The organism is Streptomyces sp. DSM 118878 (assembly GCF_052936595.1).
Map to the genome: position 1 here is coordinate 7,210,690 of NZ_CP193622.1, position 9,700 is coordinate 7,220,389.

Below are 9,700 nucleotides of genomic sequence, written 5' to 3' on the forward strand. Positions count from 1 at the left end.
GGGGCTGGGGATAGTGGCGGAAGACGAAAAACTCCTTGACTACCTCAAGAAGGTGACGGCTGACCTGCGTCAGGCTCGTCGGCGACTTCGACAGGTGGAGGAGCGGGACCGGGAGCCCATCGCCATCGTGGCGATGAGCTGCCGGTACCCCGGAGGCGTGAAGACTCCGGAGGAGCTGTGGCGGCTCGTCGCCGAGGGCGGCGACGGCATCACCGAGTTCCCGCCCGACCGGGGCTGGGACGTCGACGGCTTCTTCGACCCCGACGCGGAGCGGTCCGGGACCTTCTCCGTCCGCGAGGGCGGATTCCTGGACACACCGGGCGACTTCGACCCCGGCTTCTTCTCCATGAGCCCGCGGGAGGCACTCGCCACCGACCCGCAGCAGCGGCTGCTGCTCGAGACCGCGTGGGAGGCGTTCGAGCGCGCCGGGATCGACCCTGCGTCGGTGCGGGGCAGCCAAGGCGGTGTGTTCGTCGGCGCTTCGTCCTCCGGCTACGGCGCCGGAGTGAGCGAGATGCCCGAAGGCGTCGAGGGGCTCCTTCTCGCGGGCAACGCCACCTCCGTGGTGTCCGGCCGGGTGGCCTACACCCTGGGCCTGGAAGGGCCCGCCGTGACGGTGGACACCGCGTGCTCGTCGTCGCTGGTCGCCCTGCACCTGGCCTGCCAGGCGCTCCGCCAGGAGGAGTGCTCGCTGGCCCTGGCGGGCGGCGTCGCGGTCATGTTCACCCCCAGCATGTTCGTGGAGTTCAGCCGGCAGGGCGGGCTCGCTCCCGACGGCCGGTGCAAGGCGTTCGGTGCGGGCGCCGACGGCACCGGCTGGGCCGAGGGCGTGGGCCTGCTCCTCCTGGAGCGGCTCTCGGACGCCCGCCGCAACGGCCACCCCGTGCTGGCCGTGGTGCGGGGCAGTGCGGTGAACCAGGACGGCGCGAGCAACGGTCTTACGGCGCCCAACGGCCCCTCGCAGCGGCGGGTGATCCGCCAGGCACTGAAGAACGCGGGTCTGACACCGGCCGACGTGGACGCGGTGGAGGCGCACGGTACGGGCACCGCGCTGGGTGACCCGATCGAGGCGCAGGCGCTGCTTGCCACCTACGGCCAGGAGCGGGCGGAGGACCGGCCGCTGTGGCTGGGCTCGCTGAAGTCCAACATCGGCCACTCCCAGGCCGCCGCCGGTGTCGGTGGGGTCATCAAGATGGTGATGGCCATGCGTGAGGGCGTGCTGCCCAAGACCCTCCACGCGGACGAGCCGTCCACCCAGGTGGACTGGTCCGAGGGCGACATCCGGCTGCTCACCGAGGCCACCGCCTGGCCCGAGACCGAGCAGCCCCGGCGGGCGGGTGTGTCCTCGTTCGGCATCAGCGGGACGAACGCGCACACGATCCTGGAGGAGGCTCCGGAAGCCGAGGAGGCGGAGGAGCCCGAGGCCGAGGTCGCCGATGGTCCGGTGGCATGGGTGGTGTCCGGCCGCAGCGCGGCCGGGCTGCGGGCGCAGGCGGGTCGGCTGCGGGAGTTCGTGGCCGAGCGCCCCGAGTTGAGCGCCGCCGATGTGGCGTTCTCGCTGGCGACGTCGCGTTCGGTGTTCGAGCACCGTGGGGTGGTGACGGGTGCCGATCGTGAGGAGCTTCTGGCGCGGTTGGGTGCGTTGGCCGGCGAAGAGGTGGCCTCGGGTGTGACGCGTGGCGTGGCCGACGTGCGGGGCCGTTCGGTGTTCGTGTTCCCGGGGCAGGGGGCGCAGTGGCTGGGTATGGCGGTGGAGCTGCTTGAGTCCTCGCCGGTGTTCGCGGAGGCGGTCGGTGAGTGTGAGACGGCGTTGTCGGCTCATGTGGACTGGTCGTTGACGGACGTACTGCGCGGTGGCGAGGGTGCTCCCGGTTTCGACCGGGTGGATGTCGTTCAGCCGGTGTTGTTCGCGGTGATGGTGTCCCTGGCGAAGCTGTGGCGTTCGGTGGGTGTCGAGCCGGACGCGGTGATGGGCCACAGCCAGGGCGAGATCGCCGCGGCGTGTGTCGCGGGTGCGCTGTCGCTGGAGGACGCCGCGAAGGTGGTGACCCTGCGGTCCCAGGCGATCGCGGCGGGTCTGGCCGGCCGTGGTGGCATGGTGTCGGTGGGGCTTCCGGTCGATCAGGCGCGGGAGCGTATCTCTGGCTGGGACGGTGCGATATCCGTTGCGGCGGTCAACGGCCCGGGTTCGGTCGTGGTGTCCGGTGACGCGGGTGCGCTGGATGAGATGGTCGCCGAGCTTGAGGGCGAGGAGGTCCGGGTTCGCCGGGTTCCGGTGGACTACGCGTCGCACTCCGCGCATGTGGAGGAGATCCGCGAGGAGTTGCTGAGGGTCCTGGCGGACCTGAAGCCTCGTACCTCCGAGGTGCCGTTCTATTCGACGGTGTTCGGTGGGCTGGTGGATACGGCCGCTCTGGACGCGGAGTACTGGTACCGCAATCTGCGGCAGACGGTCGAGCTGGAGGCCACGACCCGCGTCCTGCTCGATGCCGGGCATGGTGTGTTCGTCGAGGTGAGCCCGCATCCCGTACTCACGCTCCCTGTTCAGCAGACCGTCGAGGCCGCCGAGGCGCAAGCCGTGGTCATCGGCACCCTGCGCCGCGACGAAGGCGGCCTGGACCGGTTCCTGACCTCCGCCGCCGAGGTGTTCGCGCGTGGCACCAAGGTCGACTGGGCCATCACCCTGGAGGGCCGTCGCGCCCGCCGGGTCGAGCTGCCGACGTACGCCTTCCAGCGCGAGCGTTACTGGCTCGACGGATTCGGCCTGCCGCCCGGCGGAGGCGTGGCCGATGGCGCCGGCTCCGTCGACGAGCGGTTCTGGGACGTGGTGCAGCGCCAGGACCTGGAGTCGCTGGCGGGGACGCTGGCGGTCGACAGCGAGGCGCCGCTGAGCGCCGTGCTGCCTGCCCTGTCCGCGTATCACCGCGACAACCGCGACCGGTCCACGATCGACGGCTGGCGCTATCGGGTCTCGTGGAAGCCGCTCTCCGACGCCGCCGACGGCTCGCTGTCGGGGACGTGGCTCGTGGTGGTTCCGGCGTCCCACGCCGAGGACGACGAACTGGTCTCGGGCGTCGTCGCCGGGCTCGAACGGCATGGCGCGAGTGTCGTCCCGGTCGTCGTGGACGAGCGGGACCTCGACACGGACGTCCTTGCGGAGCGGCTGCGCGTGGTGGCCGCCGAGGCGCCCGAGCTGGGCGGTGTGCTGTCGCTGCTCGCCCTTGACGAGCGGCCCTGCCCCGGCCATCCGGCGCTGACCGGCGGCTATGCGCTGACCCTGGTGCTGGTGCGGGCCATGGTCGAGGCCGATCTCCCGGCCCGGCTGTGGTGCGGTACGCGCGGCGCCGTCTCGGTGGGCCGTTCCGACCGGCTCACCAGCCCGGCGCAGGCGATGGTCTGGGCGCTTGGCCGGGTGGCCGGTCTGGAACTGCCGCCCCTGTGGGGCGGTCTGGTCGACCTGCCCGAGACACTGGACCCGCGCGGCGCGGAACGGCTGGCCGGTGTGCTGTCCGTCGAGGGCGGCGAGGACCAGGTCGCGGTGCGCGGCTCCGGTGTCTTCGTACGCCGTCTGGCGCGCTCGGCCGCGGCCGTCGGCGAGGGGACCTCGTGGCGGGCGCGCGGCACCGTACTGGTGACCGGTGGCACGGGCGGGCTCGGCGGGCAGGTGGCCCGCTGGCTGGTCCGCAGCGGCGCCGAGCACCTGGTGCTGACCAGCCGCCGCGGTCTCGACGCCGAAGGCGCCGCCGAGTTGAAGGCGGAGCTGGAGGGCATGGGCGCCGAGGTGACGGTGGCCGCGTGCGACGCGGCCGACCGCGACGCGCTCGCCGCCGTCCTGGACGCCGTACCGGAGCACCGGCCGCTCACCGCGGTGGTGCACGCGGCGGGCGTCACGCTCGCGGCCACCCTCCTTGAGACGGAGCTCGCCGACGCGGCGACGGTCGTGTCCGGCAAGGTGGCGGGCGCCGTCAACCTGGATGAGCTGCTCGGCGACCGTGAACTCGACGCGTTCGTGGTCTTCTCCTCCATCTCCGGTGTGTGGGGCGGCGGCAGCCAGGGCGTCTACGGCTCCGGAAACGCCTTCCTGGACGCACTGGTCGAGAGGCGCCGTGCGCGGGGCCTCGCGGGCACCGCCGTCTCCTGGGGCCCGTGGGCCGAGGACGGCATGGCCACCCGAGGCGACGCCGGGGAGCAGCTCGCGCGGCGCGGACTGCCCGCGATGGCACCCCAGTTGGCGATCGCCGCCCTGGAGCGCGCGGTGGCGGGTGGCGACGGTGTCGTCACGGTCGCCGACGTGGACTGGGAGCGGTTCGCGCCCTCGTTCACCGCGGTCCGGCCCAGCCCGTTCCTGAGCGATCTCGACGAGGTACGGGCGCTGGAGACGAAGGGCGGCGACGGCGAGAGCGCCGACGCCGCCGGGGCCCAGTTGCGTGAACGGCTGAAGCCGCTCACCGAGGGCGAGCGGGACCGGGCGCTGCTCGACCTGGTGCGCAGGCACGCCGCCTCCGTACTCGGCTACTCCTCCGCCGAGACGGTCGAGCCGAACCGGGCCTTCCGCGACCTGGGCTTCGACTCGCTGACCGCGGTAGACCTGCGCAACCGGCTGGCCGCCGAGACCGGTCTCAGCCTCCCCGCCACGCTGGTCTTCGACTACCCCAGCGCCGGCGTGCTCGCGGCGCACCTGCGCACCGAGGTACTGGGCGCCACGTCCCAGGCGCCGGCCACCGGCGCCGGGGGCCCCACGGGCTCCGGCGCGGACGACGAGCCCATCGCGATCGTCTCCATGAGCTGCCGCCTGCCCGGCGGGGTGCGGAGCCCGGAGGACCTGTGGCAGCTGATCGACGGCGGCGGTGACGCCATCTCGTCGTTCCCCTCGGACCGCGGCTGGGACCTGTCGGGCATGTACGACCCCGACCCGGACCGGCCGGGCACGTTCTACGCCAGGGAAGGCGGATTCCTCTACGACGCGGGCGAGTTCGACCCCGGCTTCTTCGGGATCTCGCCCCGCGAGGCCCTGGCGACCGACCCGCAGCAGCGCCTGCTCCTGGAGACCTCCTGGGAGGCGTTCGAGCGGGCGGGCATCAACCCCGCATCGGTGCGGGGCAGCCAGACCGGTGTGTTCGTCGGCTTCTCGGGCTCCGGATACGGCACCAACCTGGAGACGGTGCCCGAGGACGTCGAAGGCCATCTGCTGACCGGCAACGCCGGCAGCGTCGTCTCCGGCCGTCTCGCCTACACCTACGGCCTGGAAGGCCCCGCTATCACGGTGGACACCGCCTGCTCCTCGTCGCTGGTGGCCCTGCACCTGGCCTGCCAGTCGCTGCGGCAGGGCGAGTGCGACATGGCGCTGGTCGGCGGTGTGGCGGTGATGGCCACTCCGATGGCGTTCGTCGAGTTCAGCCGGCAGGGCGGGCTCGCGCCCGACGGCCGCTGCAAGCCGTTCGCGGCGGCGGCGGACGGTACGGGATGGAGCGAGGGCGCCGATGTGCTGCTCGTGGAGCGGCTGTCGGACGCGCGGCGCAACGGCCACCAGGTGCTGGGCATCGTGCGTGGTTCGGCGGTCAACCAGGACGGCGCCAGCAATGGTCTGACGGCGCCGAACGGTCCTTCGCAGCAGCGGGTGATCCGGCAGGCGCTGGCGAGTGCCAGCCTGTCGGCGGCCGAGGTGGACGTGGTGGAGGCGCACGGTACCGGCACGTCGCTGGGTGACCCGATCGAGGCGCAGGCGCTGCTTGCCACGTACGGTCAGGAGCGGCCCGAGGGCCGCCCGCTGCTGCTGGGCGCGCTGAAGTCGAACATCGGCCACACCCAGGCCGCGTCCGGACTCGCCGGTGTCATCAAGATGGTGATGGCGATGCGGCACGGCGTACTGCCGAAGACGCTGCACGTGGACGAGCCCTCACCGCAGGTGGACTGGTCGGCGGGTGAGGTGCGGCTGCTGACGGAGGCCACCGAGTGGCCCGAGACCGGGCAGCCGCGCCGGGCCGGTGTCTCCGCCTTCGGCGTGAGCGGCACCAACGCCCACACCATCATCGAGCAGGCACCCTCGGACGCCGAGGACACACGACCGGCCGAGCCGGCGTCTCCCGACGACCGCGGCCCGGCGCCCTGGACGCTCTCCGCCCGGAGCGCGGACGGGCTGCGGGCCCAGGCACGGCGGCTGCGGGCACAGCTGACCGCACGTCCGGAGCTGAGCCTGAAGGACGTCGGCTACTCCCTGGTCGCCACCCGTTCGGTGTTCGAGCACCGTGCCGTACTGACCGGCGCGGACCGTGCGGAGCTGCTGCGCGGCCTTGAGGCCGTCGCCACCGCCGAGGACGCCCCCGGCGTCGTCCGCTCGGTCGCGACCCCGACGGGGATCACGGCGTTCCTGTTCTCGGGCCAGGGCGCGCAACGCCTGGGTATGGGCCGGGAGTTGTACGAGCAGTTCCCGGTGTTCGCCCGCGCCCTTGACGAGGTGTGCGCGCACCTGGACGTCGTACTGGACCGTCCGCTGAAGGACGTGATGTTCGCGGCGGAGGACAGCGCGGACGCCGAGCTGCTGGACCGGACCGCGTTCACGCAGCCCGCGTTGTTCGCGGTCGAGGTGGCGCTGTTCCGGCTCCTTGAGCACTGGGGTGTCCGGCCGGATGTGGTGATCGGCCACTCCATCGGTGAGATCGCCGCCGCGCATGTGGCGGGGGTGTTCTCGCTCCAGGACGCGTGCACGCTGGTCGCGGCGCGTGGCCGGCTGATGCAGGCGCTGCCGGAGGGCGGCGCGATGGTCGCCATCGAGGCGTCCGAGGAGGAGGTCTCCGAAACGCTGGCCGGTTGTGAGGCCGAGGTGAGCATGGCCGCGGTGAACGGTCCGACGGCCGTGGTCATCGCGGGCGACGAGGCCGCCGTACTGGAGATCGCAGGCCAGTGGTCGGAGCAGGGCCGCAAGACCCGCCGCCTGCGGGTCAGCCACGCCTTCCACTCTCCCCGTATGGACGCGATGCTGGAGGACTTCCGCGAGGTCGTCGAAGAGCTGTCGTTCGCCCCGCCCGCCATCGCCCTGGTGTCCAACGTGACGGGCAAGTCGGCGGGCGCCGACGAGGTGTGCTCGCCGGAGTACTGGGTGCGCCATGTGCGGGAGGCCGTACGCTTCCTGGACGGGCTGCGCTCCCTGGAGAACGCGGGCGTGACCAGGTTCATCGAGGTCGGCCCCGACGGTGTGCTCGCGGCGATGGCGCGGGAGTGCCTGACGGCGGAGGAGACTTCGGCCCCCGTCGTGGTGCCCGCGCTGCGCAAGGACCGCGCCGAGACCCAGGCGCTGACGACGGCCCTGGCCGAACTCCACGTCCACGGCGCCACCGTCGACTGGGAGGCCCTGTTCGCCGGCCAGGACGTCCGGCGGGTCGAGCTGCCGACGTACGCGTTCCAGCGGCAGCGGTACTGGCTGGATGCCCCCGAGGGCGGTGCCTCCGACCCCTCCGACCCCTCCGCCTCCGTGGACTCGGTCGACGCCCGGTTCTGGGACGCGGTCGAGCGCGAGGACCTGGAGGCGCTGACCACCGCGCTGCACGTGGACGGAAACGCCTCGCTGACCGAGGTGCTCCCCGCCCTCTCGTCGTACCGAAAGGGCCACCGCGAGCGGTCCACGGTGGACGGCTGGCGCTACCAGATCGCGTGGAACGCGGTGTCCGAGCTCTCGGAGCGGGCACTGACCGGCACCTGGATGGTCATGGTCCCCCAGCCGTACGCCGACGACGCGCTGGTCACCTCCGCGGTGACCATGCTCGAACGGCAGGGCGCGGACGTGGCGCGGATCGTGCTCGATGGTGCGGTGGACATCGACCGCGCGGCCGTCGCCGAGCGGCTGCGCAGCGCGGTCGAAGCCGCGTCCGACGGGGCCATCGGCGGGGTGCTCTCCCTGCTGGCCCTGGACGAGGACCCCTGCGCCGGGCACACGGTGGTGCCGCGAGGGCTCGCGCTGAACCTCGTCGCGCTCCAGGCACTCGTGGACGCCGGTGTCGAGGCCCCGCTGTGGGTGGCGACCCGGGGCGCCGTGTCGGTGACCGGATCCGACACCCTGCGCAGCGCCGCCCAGGCGCAGATCTGGGGCCTCGGCCGGGTCGCCGGACTGGAGCACCCCAAGCTCTGGGGCGGTCTGGTGGACCTCCCGGAGACACTCGACGAGCGGGCCGCGAACCGGCTGTCCGGTGTGCTGGGCGGCGGCGCGGGCGAGTTCGAGGACCAGGTGGCGGTGCGCACGTCCGGCGTGTTCACCCGGCGCCTGGTGCGGGCCGCCGCGCCGCGGACCACGGCCCGGCCGTGGAACGCGCGTGGCTCGGTGCTCGTGACCGGCGGCACCGGGGGAGTGGGCAGCCAGGTGGCCCGGTGGCTGGCGGGCGCCGGCGCCGAACACCTGGTGCTCACCAGCCGGCGTGGCATGGACGCCCCCGGCGCGGCCGAACTGTGCGACGAACTCGCCGCCCTGGGCGCCGAGGTGACCGTCGCGGCCTGTGACACCGCCGACCGCGACGCCCTGGCCGCCGTACTGGCCGCCATCCCCGAGCGGTATCCGCTGAACGCCGTCGTGCACGCGGCGGGCGTCCTGGACGACGGCGTCCTGGACTCGATGTCGGTGGAGCGGGTGGCGGGCGTGCTGCGTCCCAAGGTGGACGGGGCCCGCCATCTGCACGAGCTCACCCAGGGCCTCGACCTGTCCGCGTTCGTGCTGTTCTCCTCGCTCGCCGGGGCGATCGGCGGAGCCGGCCAGGGCAGTTACGCGGCGGCCAACGCCTACCTCGACGCCCTGGCGCAGCAGCGCAGGGCCCAGGGTCTCACCGCCACCTCGGTGGCGTGGGGCCCGTGGGCCGAGGGCGGTATGGCGGTCGACGGGGCGCTGGAGGACCGGCTGCGGCGCGGCGGCATGGCCGCGATGACGCCGGAGCTGGCAGTCATGGCACTCCAGCAGGCCCTCGACCTCCAGGAGACACACCTGGCCGTCGCCGACCTCGACTGGGAGCGGTTCGTCCCGTCCTACACCGCCGTACGGGCCAGCAGGCTGCTGGACGAGATGCCCGAGGCGCGGCGGATCCTGGAGGCCGCGACCGCCGGCGGTACCACCGCGCGGTTCGAGACCGGTGGTTCGGAACTGCGTGAGCGGCTCGCCGGACTGCCGGAGGCGGAGCAGGAACGAGCGCTGCTCGACCTGGTCACCACCCAGGTGGCCGTCGTACTCGGCTTCCCCTCGGTGGAGTCGGTCGAGTCCCAGCGGGCCTTCCGTGAACTCGGCTTCGACTCGCTGACCGCCGTCGAACTGCGGAACCGGCTCGACGCGGCGACAGGCCTGCGCCTGTCCGCGACGATCGTCTTCGACCACCCGACGCCCCTGGCGCTCGCCCGGCGGCTGCGTACCGATGTCATCGAGGACGGGGTCTCGGCGGCCACACCGATCCTCGGTGAGCTGGACCGGATCGAAGCGGCGATGGCCACGATCTCCGCCGACGACGTGGACCGGCCAAGGATCACCACGCGTCTACAGACGCTCCTTCTGAAGTGGGGAGAGGCGGAGCAGGAATCGCCCACCTCGGGCAAGAAGGCCGTTTCGGACAAGATCCAGTCGGCGACGTCGGACGAGATCTTCGACTTCATCGACAAGGAGCTCGGGATCTCCTGAGCTGGCGCGGTCGGTTCCAGAGGGTCGTTCCTTACTACTTCCATGGGTGACATGACA

1 protein-coding gene is annotated in these 9,700 nt (G+C 72.7%); it reads left to right on the forward strand.

What is annotated here, in order from left to right; translation table 11 throughout:
- Positions 1-13: 13 nt before the first annotated feature.
- A complete protein-coding gene (locus tag ACRAKF_RS31440) occupies positions 14-9,643 on the forward strand; it encodes a type I polyketide synthase (protein WP_447041071.1) in 9,630 nt (3,209 codons plus the stop codon).
- The last annotated feature ends 57 nt before the right edge of the window (positions 9,644-9,700 follow it).